Annotated in this window: 19 protein-coding genes; 14 read left to right on the top strand and 5 right to left on the bottom strand. The window is 59.1% G+C overall.

Annotation, left to right across the window (positions count from 1 at the left end; translation table 11 throughout):
• Window positions 1-305: 305 nt before the first annotated feature.
• Window positions 306-2,675, bottom strand: a complete 2,370-nt coding sequence (locus tag ACWIKB_RS32915; protein ID WP_475271605.1) for a membrane-bound PQQ-dependent dehydrogenase, glucose/quinate/shikimate family — start codon at window positions 2,673-2,675, stop codon at window positions 306-308.
• 272 nt (window positions 2,676-2,947) lie between these two features.
• Window positions 2,948-4,222 (bottom strand): OprD family porin, encoded by a 1,275-nt coding sequence (locus ACWIKB_RS32910; RefSeq protein WP_475271586.1) that lies wholly within the window; start codon window positions 4,220-4,222, stop codon window positions 2,948-2,950.
• 338 nt (window positions 4,223-4,560) lie between these two features.
• On the opposite strand from ACWIKB_RS32910, the gene ACWIKB_RS32905 reads away from it, so the two are divergent.
• The gene (locus tag ACWIKB_RS32905; protein WP_475271585.1) at window positions 4,561-5,448 is read left to right on the top strand and encodes a helix-turn-helix domain-containing protein; all 888 of its coding nucleotides are present in this window, start codon (window positions 4,561-4,563) and stop codon (window positions 5,446-5,448) included.
• Between the two features lie 4 nt (window positions 5,449-5,452).
• On the opposite strand, the gene ACWIKB_RS32900 is transcribed toward ACWIKB_RS32905, so the two are convergent.
• Window positions 5,453-6,226: an IclR family transcriptional regulator domain-containing protein gene (locus tag ACWIKB_RS32900; protein WP_475271584.1), complete on the bottom strand. Its 774-nt coding sequence runs from the start codon at window positions 6,224-6,226 to the stop codon at window positions 5,453-5,455.
• A 145-nt stretch (window positions 6,227-6,371) separates the two neighbouring features.
• Here ACWIKB_RS32900 and ACWIKB_RS32895 point away from each other — a divergent pair, with 145 nt between their 5' ends.
• From ACWIKB_RS32895 to ACWIKB_RS32875, 5 genes are all read left to right on the top strand, one after another.
• Complete coding sequence (locus ACWIKB_RS32895; protein WP_475271583.1) at window positions 6,372-7,187, top strand: shikimate dehydrogenase family protein; 816 nt, start codon at window positions 6,372-6,374, stop codon at window positions 7,185-7,187.
• A gap of 33 nt (window positions 7,188-7,220) precedes the next feature.
• Complete coding sequence (locus tag ACWIKB_RS32890; protein WP_475271582.1) at window positions 7,221-8,999, top strand: FAD-dependent oxidoreductase; 1,779 nt, start codon at window positions 7,221-7,223, stop codon at window positions 8,997-8,999.
• On the top strand, window positions 8,968-9,288 hold the full coding sequence (locus tag ACWIKB_RS32885) for an NIPSNAP family protein (RefSeq protein ID WP_201188847.1): 321 nt from the start codon (window positions 8,968-8,970) through the stop codon (window positions 9,286-9,288). The genes ACWIKB_RS32890 and ACWIKB_RS32885 overlap by 32 nt, the downstream gene beginning before the upstream one ends.
• Before the next feature lie 75 nt (window positions 9,289-9,363).
• Window positions 9,364-10,722: an MFS transporter gene (locus ACWIKB_RS32880; protein WP_475271581.1), complete on the top strand. Its 1,359-nt coding sequence runs from the start codon at window positions 9,364-9,366 to the stop codon at window positions 10,720-10,722.
• Window positions 10,723-10,728: 6 nt separating this feature from the next.
• On the top strand, window positions 10,729-12,429 hold the full coding sequence (locus ACWIKB_RS32875; RefSeq protein WP_475271580.1) for an FAD-dependent oxidoreductase: 1,701 nt from the start codon (window positions 10,729-10,731) through the stop codon (window positions 12,427-12,429).
• A 379-nt stretch (window positions 12,430-12,808) separates the two neighbouring features.
• Here the strand turns inward: ACWIKB_RS32875 and ACWIKB_RS32870 are convergent, their stop codons facing one another.
• Together ACWIKB_RS32870 and ACWIKB_RS32865 are read right to left on the bottom strand one after the other, a co-directional pair.
• Window positions 12,809-13,309 (bottom strand): HAD-IIB family hydrolase, encoded by a 501-nt coding sequence (locus tag ACWIKB_RS32870; RefSeq protein ID WP_475271579.1) that lies wholly within the window; start codon window positions 13,307-13,309, stop codon window positions 12,809-12,811.
• A gap of 132 nt (window positions 13,310-13,441) precedes the next feature.
• Window positions 13,442-14,218 (bottom strand): DNA-binding transcriptional regulator, encoded by a 777-nt coding sequence (locus tag ACWIKB_RS32865; protein ID WP_475271578.1) that lies wholly within the window; start codon window positions 14,216-14,218, stop codon window positions 13,442-13,444.
• A 134-nt stretch (window positions 14,219-14,352) separates the two neighbouring features.
• Here ACWIKB_RS32865 and ACWIKB_RS32860 point away from each other — a divergent pair, with 134 nt between their 5' ends.
• The 8 genes from ACWIKB_RS32860 to ACWIKB_RS32825 all read left to right on the top strand — a co-directional run bounded on the left by ACWIKB_RS32860 (window position 14,353) and on the right by ACWIKB_RS32825 (window position 23,204).
• On the top strand, window positions 14,353-16,011 hold the full coding sequence (locus tag ACWIKB_RS32860) for a bifunctional 3-(3-hydroxy-phenyl)propionate/3-hydroxycinnamic acid hydroxylase (protein WP_475271577.1): 1,659 nt from the start codon (window positions 14,353-14,355) through the stop codon (window positions 16,009-16,011).
• A 1-nt stretch (window position 16,012) separates the two neighbouring features.
• Window positions 16,013-16,966 carry a 3-carboxyethylcatechol 2,3-dioxygenase gene (gene mhpB / locus ACWIKB_RS32855; RefSeq protein ID WP_475271576.1) on the top strand — a complete coding sequence of 318 codons (954 nt, stop codon included), beginning with the start codon at window positions 16,013-16,015 and terminating at the stop codon, window positions 16,964-16,966.
• A 15-nt stretch (window positions 16,967-16,981) separates the two neighbouring features.
• On the top strand, window positions 16,982-17,845 hold the full coding sequence (locus ACWIKB_RS32850; protein WP_475271575.1) for an alpha/beta fold hydrolase: 864 nt from the start codon (window positions 16,982-16,984) through the stop codon (window positions 17,843-17,845).
• A gap of 14 nt (window positions 17,846-17,859) precedes the next feature.
• On the top strand, window positions 17,860-18,654 hold the full coding sequence (gene mhpD, locus ACWIKB_RS32845) for a 2-keto-4-pentenoate hydratase (protein ID WP_475271574.1): 795 nt from the start codon (window positions 17,860-17,862) through the stop codon (window positions 18,652-18,654).
• Window positions 18,655-18,686: 32 nt separating this feature from the next.
• Window positions 18,687-19,622, top strand: a complete 936-nt coding sequence (locus ACWIKB_RS32840) for an acetaldehyde dehydrogenase (acetylating) (RefSeq protein WP_475271573.1) — start codon at window positions 18,687-18,689, stop codon at window positions 19,620-19,622.
• A 10-nt stretch (window positions 19,623-19,632) separates the two neighbouring features.
• Window positions 19,633-20,652, top strand: coding sequence for a 4-hydroxy-2-oxovalerate aldolase (dmpG, locus tag ACWIKB_RS32835; protein WP_475271572.1), 1,020 nt, complete (start codon window positions 19,633-19,635; stop codon window positions 20,650-20,652).
• An 82-nt stretch (window positions 20,653-20,734) separates the two neighbouring features.
• The gene (gene mhpT / locus ACWIKB_RS32830) at window positions 20,735-21,940 is read left to right on the top strand and encodes a 3-(3-hydroxy-phenyl)propionate transporter MhpT (protein WP_475271571.1); all 1,206 of its coding nucleotides are present in this window, start codon (window positions 20,735-20,737) and stop codon (window positions 21,938-21,940) included.
• Window positions 21,941-22,013: 73 nt separating this feature from the next.
• Window positions 22,014-23,204 carry an OprD family porin gene (locus tag ACWIKB_RS32825; RefSeq protein ID WP_475271570.1) on the top strand — a complete coding sequence of 397 codons (1,191 nt, stop codon included), beginning with the start codon at window positions 22,014-22,016 and terminating at the stop codon, window positions 23,202-23,204.
• Window positions 23,205-23,317 lie beyond the last annotated feature (113 nt).

The raw sequence follows: 23,317 nt of genomic DNA, 5'->3' as shown, positions 1-23,317 counted from the left end.
CAGCACGCACTTCTAGACAGTTCACCCAACTGCACTCGAGGCAATGGGCGATGTTCAGGATAGAAGCGCGCAGCGGCTCACAAGAATGGACAAACCCGGCAACCGTCGAGACTTTTACGACAAAGTCGTCATCCACAAGTACGCAAAAACCGCCGAGCGGCGATTCGGGTCATGTCGATCAGCCGACGACCTCGAGCACGCTCAGGCACTCGCTTGCTGCCCGCACAAAAGCAAACGCCCCGAACTAGTCGAGGCGTTAGCTTGAAGCACCTTCAGCGTTTTTTCACACCGCCTGAATCAGCGCTCTATTTCTTCAGCCTGTAAGCCACGATGGAGTCTCCCGGCTGAGTCAACATCAGGTTGTGCCCCCCAGCCGCCATGACCACAAACTGATCACCACTTTGCGGTGAGATATAAGTCATGGGGGTTGCCTGGCCGCCTGCGGGCAAACGGCCCCTCCACAATACGTTGCCGGTACGCAGGTCCATTGCTCGTAGCGACAGTTCCTGACCACCAGAGATGAACACCAGACCGCCTCGGGTGGTCAAGGAACCGCCAAGGTTTGGAGTACCCATAGGAATAGGAAGATGCGTTTTTATCCCGAACAGACCGCTGTCGCGTGTGGTGTCCAAGCGCCTGCTCCACACCACTTTCCTGGTGTTGAGGTCGACCGCCGTGACAAGGCCATAAGGCGGATTAAGGCATGGCGCACCGAGTATCGACATGAAGGGGCTGATATCGGCCGCATAAGGTGTGCCAGCTTGAGGTACGCCACCTGCCACATCTGCCCCAGCGCCAATGTCAGGTTTGAGGCCCAAGGCGTCGGCTTCTGCTCGGGGAATCAGGCGGTTGTACATGGCTATACGCGACCAATTGACGATCATCAGCTTACGTTCGGGATCAACCGACACACTGCCCCAGTTTACCCCGCCCAATGAGCCAGGCATGGTGATGTAGTGGTCGGTACCAGGGTTGGTCATGGGACCGTTGAAGCGCGCCTCTTTGAATTTTATACGGCACATCATCTCGTCAAACGGGGTAACGCCCCACATGCTGTTCTCGTTAAACGGAAACTGGTAGCCGTCGAAGGCCGGCATGCCAACCGAGTACGGCTGGGTCGCCGCCAAGTGTTCTTCGGGCACCGCATTTTCCTGTGGCGCGGGCAGTTCCTTCACTTCGGACAAAGGCTTGCCTGTACGTCGATCCAGAACAAAGACCTGGCCGCGCTTGGTTGGTTGCAGCAACGCGGGTACTTTTTGACCGTTTATTTCCAGATCGATTAGCGTCGGTTGCGAGCCCACATCGTAGTCCCAGACATCATGGTGGGTCGTCTGAAACAGCCAGCGCTTGTTACCGGTTTCGATGTCCAGTGCAACCACGGAGCTGGCATAAGCGTCAGACTCTTGGCTGCGCTGCGCTGCGAAATAGTCCGGGCCGGCGTTACCGGTAGGCAGGTAAACCAGACCCAGTTGCTCGTCGCCGCTGCTTGGGCCCCAGGAGTTCGGCGTACCACGCACGTAGCTTTGGCCTTCGGCCGGTTCTGCACGATCGTTCGGGTTACCCGGATCATAGGCCCATGAAAACTTGCCACTGAGCGCGTCATAGGCACGAATCACTCCGCCGGGTTCGCCGACGAATTGTCCATCAGTGATCCAGCCACCGACGACCAGTTTGCCGCGCAACACCAACGGTGCCGAGCTTACGAATGCATAACCGGGAATGACGTCACCCAGGCCCCGCTTGAGATCAATCTCACCTTTGTTGCCGAAGTCCTGGCAGGACTCTCCAGTCATGGCGTCCACCGCAACCAGTCGTGCGTCGACGGTAGGCGAATAGATCCGTGTAGCACAAGCCGTCGGGCTGGAGCGCCCACCAGCGCCTGGTACTTCGTAATACGCAACACCGCGACAGGCCACCGAGCCGGAGATACCGGTGAGGTTGCTGCTGGTATTGTGCCTCCAGCGGACTTTTCCGGTTTCGGCATCCAAGGCCACAATGTCACTGCGTGGGGTGCACAAGTACAGGGTGTCGCCAACCTTCAGCGGCGTCACTTCCAAACGACGCTTCTTGCCCTTGTCAGGTGGAGGATAGTCACCAGTGCGATAGGTCCAGGCCTCTTCAAGGTTCTTTACGTTGCCCGTATTGATCTGATCAAGTGGAGAGAAACGCGTACCGGATTCGTCCTTGCCATAGGCTTTCCAATCCTTGCCATCGAGGTCCATTTTTTCCGCTGGCGGTAAGGACTCAGTGGCGGCGGTTTCAAACTTGTCGCCTTGCACAAAACCGGTGACGATCACTACCAGCAACAGACCAAACAGGCCAGCTACAGCGGCCCGGCCAAGGACGAGAGAACGTGGCCCTGCGACCATCGAGCGGCGAAACCAGGGTGTCAGCAGCCATAGGCCCAATACGAAGGAAAACGCCAGACGACCAAGCAGCCCCCAAAAATCAATGCCGCCAATCGCCAACGCCCAGACCAGAGTCCACAACAGCGTGGCGACATAGAGCCAGGCCCCCCAAGCGTTACCTCGCCACATTAATACTGCGGCCACAGCCAAGCAGGCACCGGTAATCAGATAATAATAAGACCCCCCAGTGACAGTAGCTTTATGCCGCCGAGCGCCAGGATGACGCCTGAAATTAAAATAATAAGCAGGAAAATACGATTCGCATATTTTCCGAGGCTATGTGAGGTATCCATCGAGTCCACCTGTTCACGAATGTGCTAAAGCCATGATTGAACCCTCCACCATCGGTTTAGTGACGGCAGTCGTTCATTCACGAATATTTTTAAAGCCAACAAATAGTTTACGAAACAGTAATAAATGATTCGCGAATGGCCGAAACACTCTACAGAGCCACCGCGCTCAAAACTGCAAGTAAACAGATCAGACAACCCGCTTATTATTGAAGCATTGTCACAATTGTCAAACGCATGAGGACGCATTCACAATAACGAAATAGGGTAACTGATGAATAAGCGATTGTCGTCAAAGTCACTGGTCGAGCTAGTACGCCAGCTATGACGGGCGGTTGAGTTCTTCCAGACAACGTTCAGATTTTTAAAACTTCCAGATTGCACGGTATAACTGATAAAAAGTTCGCGTTCGGACTCCGTGCCATTGCCGATGCCACTATCTCTAACCCTGACATTGTCGCCCCGGATATAACGGTTTGAGACAGTAAGGCCTGGCACTCCCATTTGAGCGAAGTCCAGATCGTAACGAAGTTGCCAGGAACGTTCGTCTTCACGGTCGAAGCTGGAGTTGAGGTTATCATTGGCCAAACTCCCGCCGCCGCTGGTCCCATCGGTTGCGCCGACGCGCATCCAGGAACTGTTGCCTCCCACCTTTTGCAAGCCAACGTAAAATGTATGCATGCCGTACTTGGCAGAGAACAAACCGGTGATTGTTTTGTTGTCCAGATCACCAGCACGCGCACTTCCGTCATCTTTGCCGAAGAACACCCCCACATTACTGCCCAGCACCCAGTCGCCAAGCGGTTGGGTATGAGTCAGGTTGATGAACTGCTGCTGGTAGATATCCTTGAGCTGCGCATTCCAGAGGCCAATCATCGTGCGGTTCTGGTTAAAGTGGTACTCGCCCCCCACATAGTTGAATCGATCTGATGTCGCGCCTCCGTAAGTGAGGTTGCTGTCCATATCGATGGAGTTACGTAGGCTGGTGGCACGAATCTGACCGGCATATAACGTCAGGTTTTCAATTTCCTGCGAAGTGAGCGTGGCGCCCTCATAGGTCTGCAGTTTAGCGCGGCCGGGGTCAGAGCGTAGGATCGGTAAATTCATTACCGTGTCGCCAACCTTGAGGACCGTCTTCGAATACTTGATCTTAGCGGCGGGATCGATACGACTGACATCGTCGGGAGAGCCCGGCGGCAGCAGTTGCGTGCCACTGGTGCCCGGGCTACCGTCTAGTTTGATACCCAGTTGGCCGATCATATCCACTCCAAAGCCGACCGGCCCTGACGTATAGCCTGAACGAACATCCAGGGTGAAAAATTGAACCCATTCCACCGCTTGTCCCTGGGCAACGTTATTGCCCAGGAAATTACGATTCTGGTAAAAGTTCTTAAGCGTCAGATCGATCTTGGTGTCGTCGGAAAACCCTTCAGCGCCTGCAGCTGAGGATTGCAACGACAATAACGTACCGAGCATTAAAGTGATACACCCGGCTAATTTCTCACCCATGAGATTTAAGGTCATTCAATAGGTCTCTATAAACTTAAGGCCAGGCCAAATGGCACTTAAACGTTAAATACTCAACCATCATCGGCAAGGGCGAGTTAGCACTGGTCAGTATCGATCTCGACAAGCACAACTTTGATTGCTGGAGTCCCCCCCTATACAGCAGGGAGCCAATGCCCCGTTAAATTGATACACCAGAGGCAATGGCCGATACTCAGGATAAAAGTGCGGCCCCTCTCACAAAATGGACAAAACCAACAATCATAGAAACTTTTACGACCAATCAAACGTGCATTGCCTAACGCACGAATTCTTCGTTAAGGTAGAAACACGTGCTCCCGTAGAACATAAAAATAATGAACAAAATCCCCTACTACGCCCTGTACGGTGAATTGGCGCCGCCGATCTGGCATGAATCGTTGCATGTCGAATCGATCTCCCTACGCTCCGGCGCCTACAACTGGGAAATCGCCGCCCATCGACACGATGGGTTATTGCAGATGCTGTACCTGCAAAGCGGTGGAGGTGAAGTGCTGCTGGATAACCAACGGGTCCAGGTCAAGGCCCCATGTCTGCTGTTCATCCCTGAGCAGATCGTCCATGGCTTCGCCTGGCACGGACGGGTCGACGGGCATGTGATCACAGCCGTCCAGCACCCGCTGGAAAGCATCGTCCAAGTGCTCTCCCCCGGCCTATTACCGCAGATCCAGAAGCCCTGCATCGTCGCCCTGCCGCATTGGGAGTCCGCCGATGACCCGCTGGAGCCGCTGTATCGGGCGTTGTACGAGGAATATCATAGCCGTGGCAGGGAACACGTCGCGTGCAGCATGTCATTGCTGCTCGCGCTGGTGATCCAGATGCTGCGCCTGGGCGAGTACAAGGACGGTTTGCCTGTGCACCACCATGATCGGCGCAGCCAGCAGATCATTGCTTTTCGCGAACTGGTGAATCGACATTTTCGCGAACACCTGTCGCTCAATGACTACGCCAATCGCCTGGGTATCACCGTTGTCACTCTAGGGCGACTGTGCCATGAGCAGTTGGGCACGACGCCAATGACCCTGATAAACGCCCGGTTGATCCTCGAGGCCAAGCGCGAGCTAGCCCATTCACACCAGAGTGTTAAGCAAATAGCCCACGGCATGGGCTTTTCTGATGTCGGTTATTTCAGCCGTTTTTTTCGCAAACACTCCCAGCACAGTCCCAGTGAATTTCGTCTGGAGGCCCGGGCCTCGGGCCGCTGAACGCTCAAAGAGTCATGATTGGCCGTAGCAGCGCCTGCCCCTCGTACAGCGTTGATAGATAACGCTCGCGCATCTCGTCGAGGGTCATGCGCGAGGCATGCGTGGTGAGGGTCAACGTTGCCTGCAACTGACCTTCCCGATCACTCAGCGGCACGCTCAATACCCGCATGCCCACTTCATATTCCTGATCCACCAGGACATAACCGCGCTCGTTCGCCAAGGCAATTTCGGCACAGATCTGCGCTTGATCGGTCACGGTGTAAGGGGTTATGGCGCGTGGCGTATTGCGAGTGAAATACGCCTCAAGCTCCTGCGCCGAAAGGCTCGCCAGCCAAAGCCGGCCGCTGCCAGTGCAATACATCGGCACTCGTGAGCCAGGGCGGATCGACATCGAGGTGATATGGCTGTAACGGCTACGCACGATATGGACGATATCGTCACCGTCGCGAACACCCACCGATACATGCTCCTGGGTGGTTCGCGCCACTTGCTCGACGATCGGCCTCAACATGCGCGGTAATACCGCCGAATCGACATAAGCCTGGCCGATGCGCAACGTCTTGGCGGTCAACCAGTAGTAACGACCATCGGTCTGTGCAAAGTCGTCATGCACCAGGGTGAGTAAAAAGCGTCTGGCGGCGCTCTGAGTCATATCAGCCAGCCTGGCAGCGTCGGGCACGCTCAAGCGTGGATGCTCCAGGGAGAAAAGCTGCAACAACGCCAGCCCCTTCTGGAGGCCGACAATCAAATCCCGTGAGTGGATGTTTGGCTGCTTCATCGACTTGGATACTTTATTGGAGTTAGGCAGCGATTATCGCACTGTGAATGCGATTATCAATAAATTCGCCATTCCGATTGATTGTCCGTTTCGCCCCCCGCTTGCAGTATCGGCCCACAACACAGCCAATAAGCGGGAATTCCACATGATTCAAGGTTCGACTGAACTGGTCGCCATCGTCGGCTCACCCATTGCCCAGGTGAAGTCGCCGGAAAACTTCAACCGCTGGTTCGCCGACCACCAGCAGAACATCGCCATGCTCGCCATCGACCTGCAGCAGAGCGCGCTGGATGATTTCGTCCAAACCCTGCGCGGTTGGCAAAACCTGCGCGGCTGCGTGGTGACCGTCCCTTACAAACAACTGCTCGCCAGCCGCCTGGACGTGCTCAGTGAACGCTCGATCGCACTGCGCTCGGTCAATGTGATCCGCCGTGAGGCCGGCGGTCGACTGGTGGGCGATATCGTTGACGGCGATGGCTTTCTCAATGCCGCGCGCAAGCACAATTTTGCCCCTCAACACAAACAGGCCCTGGTGATCGGTACGGGCGGCGTCGGCAGCGCGATTGCCTATTCGCTGTGCCAGGCCGGGGTCAGCCACTTGGTCATTAGCGACCTCAGCCAAGAGCGCGTCGAGGCCTTCGGTGATCTTTTGCGCCGCGACTTTCCCAAGATTGTCATCGGTGCAAACCCGACCTCACTGGAGCCGTTCGACCTGGTAGTCAACGCATCGCCGGTTGGTATGGGCGCCACGGTTAATGGGCCGATGCCGTTACCAGTAGCCCTGATGGAAACCCTTCAAACCACAACGCTGGTGGCTGATGTGGTGACCTCGCCGGCAATTACACCGTTTCTCGCCTTCGCCCGCCGCATGGGCTGCCCGATCCAGGCCGGTCCGGAAATGGCCTTGGCACAACTGGGCAGCCTCGGTCATTTCATGGGCGTGACACCGCTGGAGATCTGAACCTCCAGCGCTGTCCTTAACAGGTGATAGACAATGAACACGACGACGTCCCTGTCTTCGGCGAACGCCAGCTTGACCTATGATGTGATTGTTCTGGGCAGCGGTGCCGCCGGTTTTGCCACGGCGGTAACCGCCAGTTGTCGCGGTCTTAAGGTTTTGCTCGTGGAAAAGACCGAAGCCTTCGGTGGCACTTCGGCGATTTCCGGTGGTGCCGTCTGGCTTCACGACACCGACCAGGCCCGCGCGGCCGGGCACCATCTGCCCGCCGAGCAGATGCGTCTCTACCTCAAGGAGGTTATTGGTACCGGCTACAACCTTGAGTTGATCGAGACCTTTATCGAGCAGGGCCGTGAAGCCCTGCGTTATCTGGAAACCCACAGCGAACTCAAATACAGCTTACGGCCACTGTCGCCCGACTATTACCCGGACCTTCCCGGCGGTACGCAGGCCGGCCGCGCGCTGGAAATCGACGAGTATGACGGGCGCCGACTGGGTGAGCATTTCAAAGACCTGAAAAGACCTCCGGACGGGATGCTGCTGTTCGGCGGCATGATGGTCAATCGGGTCGATATCCAGCATTTCCTCAGTTTCAAGCGCTCGCCAAAATCCCTCTGGCACTGCCTGAAACTGATGGGACGTTATGCCGTCGACCGCCTCAGCCATCCGCGCGGCACACGTCTGACCGTCGGAAACGCCTTGATCGCCCGTCTGGCCACCACAGCCTTGGCCAATGGCGTCGAACTGTGGCTACAAGCGGTGCCCGAATCATTGATCGTCAAACAGGGAACGGTTAAGGGTGTCCAGATTACGTGGCGCGGCCAAACCCGATCGGTTTTCGCCAGAGGGGGCGTGGTGCTGGCCATGGGTGGTTTTGCCGCCAGCCCAAAGGCCGCCGAGCAGCGCCCGGCAACTGATTCGGAACACTGGACCCTGTCGCCACCTGGCAATGTGGGCGACGGACAGCGGCTGGCCGCCTCCGTCAAAGCGGCTATCGGTGAACACCTTGCAGCGAATTTTTTCTGGGCCCCGGTCTCGGTACTACGCAAGTCCGATGGCAGCCTGGAGCGCTTCCCTCATCTGGTCACTGATCGCGCCAAGCCCGGCGTGATCGCGGTCAACCGCGCCGGCCTGCGTTTCGTCAATGAGTCCAACTCCTATCACTGTTTCGTCGAAGGCATGTTCGCCAACGGCGGCGCAAATGCGCCCTGCTGGCTGATCTGTGATGCCGATGCTCTGAACAACTACGGCATGGGTCTGGCGCGACCGCGGCCGGTCGACAACAGCGCGTTGATCGACGCCGGTTACCTGCTGCGTGCCGACAGCCTGGCCGGGTTAGCCAGCGCTGTCGGTATTGATGCGCGCGCCCTGGAAGAGACTCTGTCGCAGTACAACGCCGATGCGGAGCAAGGCGTCGACAGACAATTCGGCAAGGGCAGCACAGCCTACAACCGCTATATGGGTGACCCGTTACACCATCCCAACCCGTGCATCAAACCACTGCGTAAGGCGCCCTATTACGCGATCCGGTTGTTTACCGGAGATCTCGGCTCCGCCCGCGGGCTGGTCACCAATGGCCAGGCCAACGTGTTGGATCAGGGCGGCACACCAATCCCCGGCCTTTACGCCGCTGGCAATGAAATGAATTCGATCATGAACGGCACCTACCCTGGCCCCGGAATTACCCTCGGCCCAGGCATCACCTTCGGCTACCTCGCAGCAAGCGATATCGCCAGCCACCTCGAAAACACCGCTGTACACCCATCCCGCACTGGAGAAAACCATGTACTACGAACTGCGCACCTACACCCTTAAACCGACCAGACTCGCCGATTGGCTGGCTCTTTACAAAAGTGCCGCTCTGGCCGTGCAGGAAGAGCATCTGGGCAATCTGGTTGGCTTCTTCACAACCGAATTCGGCGAAGCCAATCAGGTGGTGCATATCTGGGGCTATACCAGTCTCGACGACCGTATTACCCGTCGCAACGCCATGGCTGCCGACCCACGCTGGCAGGCATTCGCACGGCAGAACAAGGAACTGGACGCGGTGGTAACCCTGGAATCTCGACTGCTGCGTCCGACCGATTTTTCGCCATTGAAATAGCCCCGCAGCAGCGTTGAGCCGCTTCTGACAAGGAGCGGCCAGCCATCGCTAATAAAAATAATAATGGAGGTCGCCATGAGCGCCTTGCAATCGATCAATGTCGACCAGTTGATCAACGCCCGCCCCATGAGTCGCCTTCAGTGGCGGATTGTCGTGTTGTGTTTCCTGGTGATTGCGCTGGACGGTTTCGACGCCGCAATCATGGGTTTCATCGCCCCCGAACTGGCCCGTGAATGGGCGGTCAGCAAGCTGGACCTGGGACCCGTGATGAGTGCGGCTTTGATTGGCGTGGCCATCGGCGCGTTGATTGCCGGACCGTTGGCCGACCGCCTGGGACGCAAGCCTGTGCTGATTTGCGCTGTGGCGTTCTTCGGTGCGCTAACCCTCGCCTCGGCCTTCGCCCCGAACCTGGAATGGATGGAAGTCCTGCGGCTGTTGGCCGGTCTTGGTCTGGGCGCGGCCATGCCGAATGCAGGTACTCTGGTCAGCGAATACACCCCGCTCCATCGACGCTCGATGCTGATTACCTTGGTCCTCAGTGGCTTCACCTTCGGCGCGGCTGCGGGCGGTTTTACCTCGGCCTATGTGATCCCCCTTTTTGGCTGGCAGAGCGTATTGCTCATTGGTGGTTTATTGCCACTGCTGGCGTTGCCGTTGTTGATCGCCGGCTTGCCGGAGTCCCTGCGCTGGCTAGTCACCCGACGTCCGGTGCAGAGCCAACAAGGCAGTGCACGGATCATGCAGCGTTTGGCACCAGAACTCGCAAACGACCAGACACGTTTCACAATCGACGAGGTCGAACGCCCTCGCGCCAGCCCGGTGGGGCGAATTCTGTCCAAGGGTTTCTTCACCGGGACGCTGCTGCTTTGGCTGACCTATTTCATGGGGTTGTTCCTGGTCTACCTGCTCGGTAGCTGGTTGCCGACATTGATCAAAGACAATGGCCTGAGTGTCAGTGATGCTGCGCTGATCACTGCTTTGTTCCAGTTTGGCGGAACCTTCGGCTCGCTGTTTCTCGGCTGGTTCATTGATCGCCGCAACCCGCACCACACACTGGCGCTAACTTACTTGTTGGGCGGCCTGGCGATTTTCCTGATCGGCACCGCTAACCACGGTTTCGCATTGTTCGCGGTACTCGCCGCTGCGGCGGGCTTCTGCATGAATGGTGGTAACGCCTGCATGTATGCGCTGTCGGCCAACTTCTATCCCACGCCGGCACGCGCCACCGGTGTCAGCTGGATGCGAGGCATCGGCGGGCTGGGATCAATCGCTAGCGGCTTCGCCGGCGCTCACATGCTCGGTGCTGGCTGGTCATTCGATACGGTCTTCGCGGCTCTGGCAGTTCCGGCCCTGATTGCTGGCATCGCGGTATTCATCAAAGGCAGCCTGACACAACCCGCCGGCCTGGCCCAACCTCATTCCTCTTTGCGGTAACCCTCTATGCACAACAGCGACCCAATACTCTGTGATGTTCTGATCGTCGGTTCTGGAGCGTCGGGGCTGGCAGCGGCGGTCACCGCCGCCGAACTCGGCCTGGACGTCATTGTGGTTGAAAAGGAGCCGCAACTGGGTGGTACCAGTGCCTGGTCGGGAGGCTGGTTATGGGTTCCGCGCAACCCACTGGCCATCGCCGACGGAATAGTTGAAGACATCGAGCAGTCCCGGATCTACCTACGCAATGAACTGCACTGCGACGTGCTTGATCCGCGAGTGGAGAAGTATCTGGAGCAAGGTCCGAAGATGGTCGAGTTCTTTCAGCGTCATACCGAGGTACAGTTTTTCTCCGGCAGCAAGATGCCGGACTTTCACGCCAGCGAAGGCTACTCCGAAGGTGGCCGCTCGGTCTGCGCCCTACCGTTCGACGGCCGTCGACTAGGACCCTGGATCAACAAACTTCGGCGCCCGCTCGACGTCATCAGCCTCGCCGGCATGGGCATCGCCGGCGGCGCAGACCTCAATCATTTCCTCAATGCCAGCAGGTCTGCGAACTCACTGTTCTACGCCGGCAAGCGTCTGTTGCACCATGCCCATGACCTGATCAGGCATGGCCGAGGCATGCACCTGGTGAACGGCAACGCACTGGTCGCCCGTTTGTTGAAAAGCGCGCTGGATCGCAACGTCCGTCTGCTGACGGATGCGCCGGTGAGAGCGCTGCTGAACAGGGATGATCGCGTGGTCGGGGCACGCATCGAACGGGCGGGGCAACTGGTCGAAATTCGTGCGCGGTGTGGTGTCGTGCTCGCCTGTGGCGGTTTCCCACACGATCAACAGCGCATTGCCAGCCTGTTTGCCCATGCACCCAATGGCACCGAGCACTTGAGCGCCGCACCCAAGGGCAATACTGGCGACGGCCTGCGCCTAGGCGAAAGCGTCGGGGCAGGTGTTGTATCCGACCTGCCGCACGCCGCGGCCTGGGCGCCGGTGTCCCGGGTGCCGCGAGCAGACGGTGGTTTCAGCGGTTTTCCGCATCTGATGGATCGGGCCAAGCCGGGCTTCCTCGCCGTGCGCCAGGATGGTCAGCGCTTCGTCAATGAAGCCAACTCCTATCACGATTACATGTGTGCGCTGTTCAATGTCACCAGGCTGGAAGAAACGCCGGTGTCCTGGCTGATCTGCGACCATCGTGCCCAGCGACGCTATGGTCTGGGCTGGTCCAAGCCATTTCCTTTTCCGACGGCATCCTACGTACGCCAAGGCTACCTGCTCAAGGATCCGACCTTGATCGGACTGGCGCGCCAATGCGGGATTGATGCGAAGCAACTCCAAGTCACAGTCAGCGCATTCAATCAGGGCGCCGAGGAAGGTCACGATCAACTCTTCGATCGCGGCGAGTCGTTGTACAACAAAGCTCAAGGAGACGTGCTGCACAGCCCCAACCCTTCATTGGGCAGCCTGCGCCAAGGGCCGTTCTACGCCGTGAAGCTGGTGCCCGGCAGTCTGGGGACTTTCGCCGGTTTGAACACGGATGCCTGTGCTCGGGTATTGGATAAACATGATGCGCCGATCCCCGGCTTATTCGCCGTGGGCAATGATATGAACAGCATCATGAACGGTTACTACCCAAGCGGCGGCATCACCCTCGGCCCGGGCATGACGTTTGGCTACATTGCCGGAAGAATACTTGCCGGATGTTCAGAGTAGGCAGAAGGAGGCAGCCGCTATAGGTTCTGATCCGACTGATTGCTTTACGCACAGCAGTACAGGATTACTGCGCCGGCAACGCGGGACTTATAGGCGTTTAACGCTGACAGGCCAAGATCGCCTCAGCTGCCTCCACAAATCCGGCCCCTCCAGGCCCGGTGCTAATCCAGGCCGGCGCTTTCGGTAATTGATGCAGGCACTCCTGAATGGTACTGACACCCAAGGTATGCCGAAAAAAATTAAACATTGGGCCGTCATTGAGCGAGTCACCACTGTAGAAAACCTTGTCCAACATTTGCTCGGTGCCAAGTCCGTAGATCCGGTGCAGGACGCGTCGCGCCATGGTCAGTTTGTCGTAGGCCCCAAACCAGCCCAACGCCTATAGGTTATTAAACGTATGCTCGGCACCGGCGGCACTCAGGGCATCGCCCAACGCTTGGCGATGGGCATCCTCGCCGGGTAGTTCAAATGCCACACTTGTCTGTCGAAAATCCTGGTCTTCCGCCAGGCGGGCCCAAGGCAATCGGTCCAGGACAAACTCTATGAGCTGCTTTCTTTTTTGATGTGCGAGGGTGGCCTGATCGCCGTCATGCCAATAGTCCCGCACGAGTTTATGGGAGTCCGTGCCGCGTCTGAAAAACAGTCCACCGTTCTCCCCAATAACACCATCCACTGGCCACATCCGAGCCATTTGATCACACCATCCGGAAGGTGCGGCAGTCACAGGTATCACCTTAATGCCGCTTGCCTGGAGACGCTCCAACGCCTCATAGGTAGCAGCTGCCAAACGCCCACGGTGAGTCAGCGTCTCATCCATATCAGTCAAAACGAATCGTATAGAGGCAAATGTGTCTGGTGCGTGATCGGTCAGTGGACGCATAGGATTTTCATACCGTTTGGAGAAAAGCCGCAGAATACCGAACCCAATTCGGTGAAGGCCAGTTCTGATGTTTTCTGTCGGTGGAACGCCAGTAAGCTTTACTTGGTGAATTGGCTTTCAACGCAGGCAACATCAGCCCAATTGAGCCTGGATCTGTTTCACGACACCCTGCATCGCCGGCAGATAACGGCGCGCCGCTTCCTCAATGGGCATCGCCTTGGCGATGTACACCAGGTTCAGGCAGCCCATCACCCGTTCTTCGTGTATGACCGGGATCGCAATGGCGGCAATCTTGCGTTCCAGGCCCCAGTGCGAGTTGTTTTCGCCATACCCTTTGGCCAAGGTGTGCTCCACCAGCCGATCGACAAAACGGCGATCCGCCGCCAGCACCGACTGTTCATCTTCACGGCTGATCATCAACTCAATCAGTTCTTCTCGCTCAGCGGGCGAGCAGTACGCAAAGTACGCGCGCCCCGTCGCGGTCATCAACAACGGCAGACGCCGGCCAACCATGGAGCGGTGAAACGACAGGCGGCTGAAGCGATGGGTCGTCTCGCGAATCACCATGGCATCGCCGTCCAGTGTGCACAGGTCGGTGGGCCAGACGACTTTCTGCAGCAACTCACCGAGCAAGGGTGCGGCGATTGAGGAGATCCATTGCTCATCGCGAAAACCTTCACTGAGTTCGCGGACCTTCAACGTCAGTCGATAGCTGTCATCTGACTCACTGCGCCGCACATAACCTTCTGCCTGCAAGGTCTCCAGCAACCGTCGGACCGTGGTGCGATGCAGTCCGCTCTGCTCGGCCAGTTGCGCCGTGCTGGCCCCGCCATCGAAGCGGTTCAAGCTATTGATCAGAGCCAGACCGCGCATCAGCCCACGTACGGACTTGTATTCTGTGTCACTCATGGACGGCTCCATTATTGTTATAAATCAATGATGTGCACCTAGTGCACCCTATCAAGGGTTGTCGTTGTCGACCAGCCCTGCGATTTCCATACTGCGCCCAACAAGAAATCCAAAAGCGCTGTACGGAGATACCCATGAGTTCTGCCCCCACGCCTTCCACATTGGAACTGACCACCGACGTCGCGATCGTCGGCGCCGGTCCTGTTGGCTTGATGATCGCCAATTACCTGGGCCAATGTGGTGTGAATGTCACCATAGTGGAAAAGCTCGACAGCCTGATCGATTACCCCCGCGCTATCGGTCTGGACGACGAAAGCCTGCGTACGTTCCAGGCCGTCGGTCTGGCCGACAACGTGCTGCCGCACACTACCCCCTGGCACGCCATGCGCTTCCTGACGCCCAAGGGTCGCTGCTTTGCCGACATACAGCCCAAGACCGATGAGTTCGGCTGGTCGCGGCGCAATGCTTTCATCCAGCCCCTGGCCGACCGTGTCCTGTTCGAAGGCTTGCAGCGTTTTGCCAACGTAAAGGTGCTGTTCAGCCGTGAGCTCGACAGCTTTGAACAAAGCGACAGCGCTGTGGTGCTCAACCTCAAGGATCAGAACGGCCGCAGCGAACGCTTGCATGCCCGGTATCTGATTGGTTGCGATGGCGGCAATAGCCTGGTTCGGCGCAGCCTGGACATCAGCTTCGAAGGCAAAACCGCGCCAAATCAGTGGATCGTAGTCGACATTGCCAACGACCCGTTGAGCACGCCGCATGTTTATCTGTGCTGCGACCCGGTGCGCCCTTACGTTTCCGCCGCCCTGCCCCACGGCGTGCGCCGTTTTGAGTTCATGGTGATGCCCGGTGAGACCGAAGCCGAGCTGAGCAAACCGCAAAACATGCGCAAACTTCTCGGCAAGGTGCTGCCGAACCCGGACAACATCGAATTGATCCGCAGCCGCGTCTATACCCACAACGCCCGCCTGGCCGGGCGGTTCCGTGAGGGCCGGGTGCTGCTGGCCGGTGACGCCGCGCACATCATGCCTGTATGGCAAGGCCAGGGTTACAACAGCGGTATGCGCGATGCCTCCAACCTGGCCTGGAAACTGTCACTGGTGATCAAGGGCCTGGCCGCCGACAGCCTGCTCGACAGCTATGAACAGGAACGCCGTGACCACGCCAAGGCGATGATTGACCTTTCCGTGCTCGCCGGCCACGTGCTTGCACCACCCAAGCGCTGGCAAGGCACCTTGCGAGATGGCGTGTCGTGGCTGCTCAACTATGTGCCGCCCGTCAAACGCTACTTCGTGGAAATGCGCTTCAAGCCGATGCCGCAATACACCCAGGGCGCCTTGATCGTACCCAACGAAAAAGGCTCCCCCGTGGGCAAGATGTTCATTCAGCCTCGGGTGCTGACCGAAGCAGGCGATACGGTATTGCTGGATGAAGTGATCGGCGAGCACTTCGCGATCATCGCCTGGGGCTGCGACCCGACCTGGGGCCTGACGGCTGCACAGAAAGAACAATGGCAAGCACTGGGCACACGCTTTATCCAAGTGTTGCCAGACGTCCAGCTCAAAGCCGCCAGTGACGTTAGCCAGGGTGTGATTCGCATCGGCGACAGCACCGGCCGTCTCAAGGAATGGTTCGCCCGTGGTTCGGCGTCCATCGCCCTGGTGCGCCCGGACCGCTTCCTTGCCGGGCTGGCCATTCCGCAAACCGTCGGCCAGACCTGCGATCAACTGGCCCTGGCCCTCAAGGTATTGCCGCAACCTGCCGCGGCGATCATTGCCAGCAAGGTGGCCTGAGATGAGCGCCTTTCTGCACTGCTTGTCGCACACGCCGCTGGTGGGTTACGTCGACCCGACGCCTGACGTGCTGGCCGAAGTCGACGGCATGCTCGCCGACGCCCGCGAGCGCATCACCCGCTTCGACCCGGAGCTGATCGTGCTCTTCGGCCCCGACCACTACAACGGTTTTTTCTACGACGTGATGCCGGCCTTCTGCATCGGCATGGTCGCCCACGCCATCGGTGATTTCGACACCGCAGCCGGTCCCTTGGACGTCCCCAAAGCGCTGGCCGAATCCTGCGCGCAGGCGGTCCTCGAAGCGGGTGTCGACGCTGCAGTGTCCTACCGCATGCAGGTCGATCACGCGTTCGCCCAGCCGCTGGAATTATTGCTTGGCGGTTTGCAAAGCTGCCCGGTGATTCCAGTGTTCATCAACTCAGTGGCCGTGCCTTTGCCCGGTTTCAAGCGTGCGCGCCTGCTCGGTGAAGCCATCGGCCAGTGGTCGCTGACGCTGAATAAACGCGTGCTGTTTCTGGCTTCCGGTGGTTTGTCCCATCAGCCTCCGGTTCCGGAACTGGCGAGGGTCGATGCGCGCATGGCCGATCGCCTGATGGGCAGCGGCCGCAACTTGCCTGCCGATGAACGCCAGGCGCGTCAGCAGAGGGTCATTCAGGCAGCCCGGGACTTCGTTGAAGACCAGCACAGCCTGCACCCGCTCAACCCTACGTGGGACCGGCAGTTTCTCGACACCCTCGAACAGGGTCGGCTGAGCGACCTCGATGCGCTGGGCAATGACGAGCTGTCGGCATTGGCCGGCAAGTCCACCCACGAAGTGAAAACCTGGGTCGCTGCCTTCGCTGCATTGTCCGCCTTCGGCCCTTATCAGACAGAGGGCCGCTACTACCGTCTGATTCCCGAATGGATCGCAGGCTTCGCCGGCCTTGGCGCCCAGCCGCTGAACAACAACCACTGAATCCGAGGAACTGTCATGACTGCCACTGCATTCACCGAAGCGTCCACCAGCCGTTTGGCCCGTATCAAGGAGGGCGAGCTGGACCTGCGACTGCATTACAACGACGTGGGTCAAGGTGCCGAAACCGTGATCATGCTCCACGGTTCCGGACCCGGCGCCAGCGGCTGGGCCAACTTCCACCGCAACATCGAACCGCTGGTGAACGCCGGTTATCGCGTGATTCTCATGGACTGCCCAGGCTGGAGCAAAAGCGACCCGATCGTTTGCGACGGCTCGCGTTCGGACCTCAACGCCCAGGCCCTCAAGGGTTTGGTCGATGCGCTGGATCTGGACCGCGTGCACATCATCGGCAACTCCATGGGCGGGCACAGCACCGTGGCGTTTGCCCTCGCTTACCCGGAGCGCATCGGCAAACTGGTCTTGATGGGCGGCGGCACCGGTGGCCCTAGCGCCTTCGTCCCACAGCCTACCGAGGGCATCAAGCTGATCGGCGCGTTGTACCGCGAACCGACCATCGAAAACCTGAAGAAGATGATGAACGTCTTCGTTTTCGACGCCAGCAGCATGACCGACGAACTGTTCCAGACCCGCCTGGACAATATCCTTGCGCGCCGCGACCACCTGGAAAACTTCGTCAAGAGCAGCACCTTGAACCCCAAGCAGTTTCCGGATTTCAGCCATCGCCTGCATGAGATCACCGCCCAAACGCTGATCGTCTGGGGCCGCGAAGACCGCTTCGTGCCCATGGACACTGGCCTGCGCCTGTTGGCCGGCCTGCCCCATGCTCAACTGCATGTGTTCAATCGCTGCGGCCACTGGGCCCAGTGGGAACACGCCGAGACTTTCAACCGCATGGTCCTGGACTTCCTGACCCATTGATCACCGAGGCTGACATGACCCTTATTCAAGACACCCTGGAACGACTGGCCACTAACCTGCGCCAGGCCGAGGCTGACGGCGAAGCCATCGCGCCACTGCGCGAGCAAATCGGCGAAGACAACGCCGAGGCCGCTTACACCATCCAGCGGCTCAACGTCGCCCACGGCGTGGCCAACGGCCGCCGCGTGGTCGGCCGCAAGATCGGCCTGACCAACTCCAAAGTGCAGGCGCAGTTGGGCGTCGACCAGCCGGACTTCGGCACGCTGTTCGCCGACATGTGCTACGGCGATAACGAAAGCGTGCCGCTGGGCCGCGTGCTGCAACCCAAAATCGAAGCCGAAATCGCCTTGATCCTCGAACGCGATCTGCCCCTCCTCGACACCACGTTTGCCGACGTGATGGCGGCCACTGGCTGGGTCGTCCCGGCACTGGAAATCGTTGGCAGCCGCGTGCAGAACTGGAACATCCGCTTCGTCGATACCGTGGCGGACAACGCCTCGAGTGGCTGCTTTGTATTGGGAGGGCCGGCTCGACATATCGACGGGCTCGACCTGCGCCAAGCCAGCATGTGCATGACCCGCAATGGTGAAAAAGTGTCCAGCGGCAGCGGCGCCGAATGCCTTGGTCATCCGCTCAATGCGGCCGTTTGGCTGGCCCGCACCATGGCGCGCCTGGGCGATCCGTTGCGGGCCGGCGACATCATTCTCACCGGAGCACTCGGACCGATGGTGCCAGTCGCTGCCGGTGACCGTTTCGAGGCCGAGATCGAAGGCATCGGTCGGGTGGGTGTGGAGTTCACTGCCGAGTGATCGGCAACTTGCGTGCAATAGAGGTCATAACAATGAAAAAACTCAAAGTCGCCATCGTCGGCTCCGGCAACATCGGCACCGACCTGATGATCAAGGTGCTGCGTAACGCCACGCACCTGGAAATGGCGGTCATGGTCGGCATCGACCCGGCCTCTGACGGATTGGCCCGCGCTCAGCGCATGGGCGTGGCGGTGACCCATGAAGGCGTTGAAGGCCTGACCCGCATGGATGTGTTCAAGGACATCGACTTCGTCTTCGATGCCACCAGTGCTGGCGCGCATGTGAAGAACGATGCGTTCCTGCGCTCGATCAAACCCGGCATCCGCCTGATCGACCTGACGCCCGCGGCCATCGGTCCGTACTGCGTTCCGGTGGTCAACCTTGAGCAGAACCTCAACCGGCTCAACGTCAATATGGTCACTTGCGGTGGCCAGGCGACCATCCCGATGGTCGCGGCGGTGTCGCGCGTGGCGAAGGTGCATTACGCCGAAATCGTCGCCTCGATTGCCAGCAAGTCTGCCGGCCCCGGTACCCGCGCCAATATCGACGAATTCACCGAAACCACTTCAAAAGCCATCGAGGTGATCGGCGGTGCAGCCAAGGGCAAGGCGATCATCGTGATGAACCCGGCCGAGCCACCGCTGATGATGCGCGACACGGTGTTCGTGTTGTCTGAGGCAGCCGATCAGGCTGAGGTCGAGGCCTCCATCGTAAAAATGGCCGCTGCCGTGCAGGCCTACGTGCCGGGCTATCGCCTTAAACAAAAAGTGCAGTTCGACGTGATCACTGAAAACGCACCATTGAACATTCCAGGCCTTGGAAAATTTTCGGGCCTGAAGACCTCGGTGTTCCTCGAAGTCGAAGGCGCCGCCCATTACCTGCCGGCTTACGCCGGCAATCTCGACATCATGACCTCCGCAGCCTTGGCCACCGCCGAGCGCATGGCGCAGTCGATGCTGAACGCCTGAGGAGATCGACATGACTTTTAATCCTGGCAAAAAACTCTACATCTCCGACGTGACCTTGCGCGACGGCAGCCACGCGATTCGCCATCAGTATTCGATCCAGAATGTGCAGGACATTGCTCGCGCCCTGGACAAGGCCAAGGTCGATTCGATTGAAGTCGCCCACGGCGACGGCCTGCAAGGCTCGAGCTTCAACTACGGCTTTGCGGCGCACACCGATCTGGAGTGGATCGAAGCCGCCGCCGATGTGATCAGTCACGCCAAAATCACGACCTTATTGTTGCCGGGCATCGGTACGGTCCACGACCTGAAAGCGGCCTACAACGCCGGTGCCCGGGTGGTGCGCATCGCCACCCATTGCACCGAAGCGGATGTCTCGAAACAGCACATCGAATACGCCCGCGAGCTGGGCATGGACACCGTCGGTTTCCTGATGATGAGCCACATGATCCCGGCCGAACAGTTGGCCGCTCAGGCCAAGCTGATGGAAAGCTACGGCGCCACCTGCGTATACATGGCCGACTCCGGTGGGGCGATGAACATGCAGGACATCCGCGACCGCTTTCGTGCGTTCAAGGCTGTGCTCAAACCGCAAACCGAGACCGGCATGCATGCTCACCACAACTTGAGCCTGGGCGTGGCCAACTCGATCACCGCCGTCGAGGAAGGTTGCGATCGCATTGATGCCAGCCTTGCAGGCATGGGGGCGGGGGCCGGCAACGCGCCGTTGGAAGTGTTCATCGCCGCCGCCGAGCGCCTGGGCTGGAACCACGGCACCGACCTTTACACGCTGATGGACGCGGCCGATGACATCGTTCGTCCGTTGCAGGACCGTCCGGTTCGGGTTGACCGCGAAACCCTCGCGCTGGGCTATGCCGGCGTCTACTCAAGCTTCCTGCGCCACGCCGAAATCGCTGCGGTCAAGTACGGCCTCAAGACCCTCGACATCCTCGTCGAACTGGGTAAGCGGCGGATGGTTGGCGGTCAGGAAGACATGATCGTCGACGTCGCGCTAGATCTGCTCAAACGCTGACCGAGCACCACACCGGCTGACCGCCCACGCAGCGGTCGGTCGGCCCTGTTTTGCCCATACAACAATAAAACGGGTACTGCCCATGACTGCGCTAAAACTGACAACACCGTTGCACATGACGCGGACCATCGGTCTGTGTTTCCTCGTGGCCCTGATGGAGGGCCTTGATCTGCAGGCCTCCGGGATCGCTGCCCAAGGCATGGCGGCCGCCTTCGAGCTGGATAAATTACATATGGGCTGGGTCTTCAGTGCCGGAATTTTCGGCCTGCTGCCCGGTGCTTTCTTGGGCGGCCTGCTGGCTGACCGCATCGGCCGCAAACGCGTGCTGATGGCGTCGGTGGCCCTGTTCGGGCTGTTCTCGCTGGTCACGGCCATGGCCTGGGATTTCAACAGCTTGCTGGTTGCCCGTTGCCTCACGGGCGTGGGTTTGGGCGCCGCCTTGCCCAACCTGATCGCGCTGACCAGTGAAGTGGCTGGCCCGCGCCTGCGTGGCATGGCCGTGAGCCTGATGTATTGCGGCGTGCCGCTGGGTGCTGCGGTGGCGGCCAGCATTGGCATCGCTCAACTGGCCGGTGGCTGGCAGGTGGTGTTCTACGTGGGCGGGCTGGTTCCGCTGTTGATCGCGCCGCTGCTCGGGCTTTACCTGCCGGAGTCGGCGCAGTTTCGCAGCGTCCAGGACGTCGCCCCCATCGGCGTGGTCCGGGGCCTGTTCCGCGAGGGCGCAGCACTGCCGACCGCGATGATCTGGGTGAGTTATTTCTTTACCCTCATGGTCGTGTACATCTTGATCAACTGGCTGCCTAGCTTGTTGGTCGGCCAGGGTTTCAGCGCCCGATCAGCAAGCTGGGTGATGTTTGCCCTGCAGCTTGGCGCCGCGACCGGGACTTTACTGCTGGGCTGGGTGATGGACCGACTGCCGGCCTGGGCTCTGTCGGCGCTGATCTATATCGGCGTTCTCGCTTCGCTGACCGCGCTGGGCATGGCCAGCCAACTTCAGAGCATGCTCGCGGCCGGTTTCGTCGCCGGTTTTTTTGCCACCGGCGGGCAATGCGTGCTGTATGCGTTGGCACCGCATTTCTATCGCCCGTCCGTGCGCGCTACGGGCGTAGGCAGCGCGGTCGCCATTGGCCGGCTGGGGGCGATGAGCGGCCCGCTGGTAGCCGGCAAGATGCTTGCGCTGGGCACCGGTACCACCGGGGTGATGATGGCCTCGGCACCGGGGATTGTCATCGCGGCATTGGCGATGTTTTACCTGTCAGTACGACGCAACGGCTCTCAGCCTGACTGACAACCCACTCGCAATACCCCGTACCCAAGCGGTGCGGGTTCCCCCCCCAACAACAATAAAAGTGAACACCGGCATGCTCAAGACTACTCTTCGGGCGCTCAGCGCCTGCACCTGCGTTTTAACCTTTACCCAGGCTTACGCCAGCGGCTTTGTCGATGACAGCCACGCTGATCTGACGATGCGCAACTACTACTTCGATCGCAATTACGTGAATGCCACGCCCCAGGCAGCTGCCCGTGAGTGGGCGCAAGGTTTCATCCTGAACGTGCGCTCGGGCTATACCGAAGGACCTGTGGGGTTCGGTCTGGACGCCTCGGGGTTGCTGGGTGTGCGCCTGGACTCTTCGCCTGATCGCACGGGCACTGGCTTGCTGCCGTACAACCCCACCACCCGGGAACCGGCCAGTGAATATTCGGAGCTGGGCCTGACCGCCAAGGTCAGGGCATCGAAAAGCGAGTTGCAACTGGGCACCATCAGTACGCTCCTGCCAATCGCCTTCGCCAGCCCTACCCGCTTGCTGCCACAGACCTTCCGTGGCGCGTACCTCAAGTCCCAGGAAATCGACAACCTGACCCTGCATGTCGGCTGGCTGGACCGCATCAACCTGCGTGACTCCACCGACTACCAGAAGATGTCGGTGGCCTCACCCAACGGACGCTTCAATGGTGCCGCCGAGTCGGACCGTTTTTCCTTCCTCGGCGGCGACTATGCCTGGTCGCCGCAATTGACATTGAAGTATTACCACGCGGAGCTCGCAGACCTGTACCGCAAGGACTTCTACGGCTTTGTCGATACTCGTCCGATGGGCCCCGGCAGCCTGAAAAGCGACTTTCGTCTGTTCGTCACCGGGGAAGATGGCGCAGCCAACGCCGGCCCGGTAGACAACCGTAATGCGGCACTAATGCTGACGTACGCCGTGGGAGCTCACAAATTCGGTGCCGGCTACATGCAACTAACCGGCAAGACTGCCATGCCCTACCTGTTCGGCACCGAGCCGCTGGTAATCACCGAAGGCACTCTGAGCTCCGAGTTTCTCAACCCCAAGGAGCGCAGTTGGCAGGTACGGTATGACTACAATTTCGTGGCCATGGGCTTGCCGGGGCTCAATGGCATGCTGCGCTACGTGAGCGGAGACAATATTGAATTGGCCAAGCTGGGCGGCTCAAACCTGACAGAAAGCGAAAAGGATATCGAACTGTCCTACGTGCTGCAGGGCACTCCGTTGAAGGGCCTGGCCCTGCGCGTGCGCAACGCTGTGAGTTAGCAGCGGATTTGGCACCGACCAGGACCTTGCAAGAGATTCCGAGCTGACCGCTAGAACCCGCGGCCGACGGATCTTTCGAGGGTTCAGCGGCACTCAATCGGTGCCAACTACCT

The sequence above is a fragment of the Pseudomonas sp. 5Vm1k genome (assembly GCF_056161485.1).
This window is presented reverse-complemented; position numbering and strand designations above follow the sequence as displayed.